Source organism: Klebsiella planticola ATCC 33531, assembly GCF_000735435.1.
Classification (GTDB): Bacteria; Pseudomonadota; Gammaproteobacteria; order Enterobacterales; family Enterobacteriaceae; genus Klebsiella; species Klebsiella planticola.
In genome coordinates, this window is sequence record NZ_JMPP01000074.1 from 1 (window position 1) to 1,759 (window position 1,759).

Sequence of the window (1,759 nt, forward strand, 5' to 3'; positions counted from 1 at the left end):
CATCAGACAATCTGTGTGGACACTACAAAGGCAGGTTCTTTCAGGTAAGGAGGTGATCCAACCGCAGGTTCCCCTACGGTTACCTTGTTACGACTTCACCCCAGTCATGAATCACAAAGTGGTAAGCGCCCTCCCGAAGGTTAAGCTACCTACTTCTTTTGCAACCCACTCCCATGGTGTGACGGGCGGTGTGTACAAGGCCCGGGAACGTATTCACCGTAGCATTCTGATCTACGATTACTAGCGATTCCGACTTCATGGAGTCGAGTTGCAGACTCCAATCCGGACTACGACATACTTTATGAGGTCCGCTTGCTCTCGCGAGGTCGCTTCTCTTTGTATATGCCATTGTAGCACGTGTGTAGCCCTACTCGTAAGGGCCATGATGACTTGACGTCATCCCCACCTTCCTCCAGTTTATCACTGGCAGTCTCCTTTGAGTTCCCGGCCGGACCGCTGGCAACAAAGGATAAGGGTTGCGCTCGTTGCGGGACTTAACCCAACATTTCACAACACGAGCTGACGACAGCCATGCAGCACCTGTCTCAGAGTTCCCGAAGGCACCAAAGCATCTCTGCTAAGTTCTCTGGATGTCAAGAGTAGGTAAGGTTCTTCGCGTTGCATCGAATTAAACCACATGCTCCACCGCTTGTGCGGGCCCCCGTCAATTCATTTGAGTTTTAACCTTGCGGCCGTACTCCCCAGGCGGTCGACTTAACGCGTTAGCTCCGGAAGCCACTCCTCAAGGGAACAACCTCCAAGTCGACATCGTTTACAGCGTGGACTACCAGGGTATCTAATCCTGTTTGCTCCCCACGCTTTCGCACCTGAGCGTCAGTCTTTGTCCAGGGGGCCGCCTTCGCCACCGGTATTCCTCCAGATCTCTACGCATTTCACCGCTACACCTGGAATTCTACCCCCCTCTACAAGACTCAAGCTTGCCAGTTTCAAATGCAGTTCCCAGGTTGAGCCCGGGGATTTCACATCTGACTTAACAAACCGCCTGCGTGCGCTTTACGCCCAGTAATTCCGATTAACGCTTGCACCCTCCGTATTACCGCGGCTGCTGGCACGGAGTTAGCCGGTGCTTCTTCTGCGAGTAACGTCAATCGCTAAGGTTATTAACCTTAACGCCTTCCTCCTCGCTGAAAGTACTTTACAACCCGAAGGCCTTCTTCATACACGCGGCATGGCTGCATCAGGCTTGCGCCCATTGTGCAATATTCCCCACTGCTGCCTCCCGTAGGAGTCTGGACCGTGTCTCAGTTCCAGTGTGGCTGGTCATCCTCTCAGACCAGCTAGGGATCGTCGCCTAGGTGAGCCATTACCCCACCTACTAGCTAATCCCATCTGGGCACATCTGATGGCATGAGGCCCGAAGGTCCCCCACTTTGGTCTTGCGACGTTATGCGGTATTAGCTACCGTTTCCAGTAGTTATCCCCCTCCATCAGGCAGTTTCCCAGACATTACTCACCCGTCCGCCGCTCGTCACCCGAGAGCAAGCTCTCTGTGCTACCGCTCGACTTGCATGTGTTAGGCCTGCCGCCAGCGTTCAATCTGAGCCATGATCAAACTCTTCAATTTAAGTTTGATGCTCGTGAATTAAACTTCGTAATGAATTACGTGTTCACTCAGAGACTTGGTATTCATTTTTCGTCCGAGGACGTTAAGAATCCATGTCACTTTGAGTGCCCACACAGATTGTCTGATAAATTGTTAAAGAGCAGTGCGACGGCGCTGAGCGCTCTGTCGCGAGGT

The 1,759-nt window shown here is 52.6% G+C and carries 1 rRNA gene; it reads right to left on the bottom strand.

The features are described from left to right. Positions 1 to 45: 45 nt before the first annotated feature. Positions 46 to 1,585: ribosomal RNA gene (locus tag GRPL_RS00050) — 16S ribosomal RNA — on the bottom strand. Positions 1,586 to 1,759: the final 174 nt, after the last annotated feature.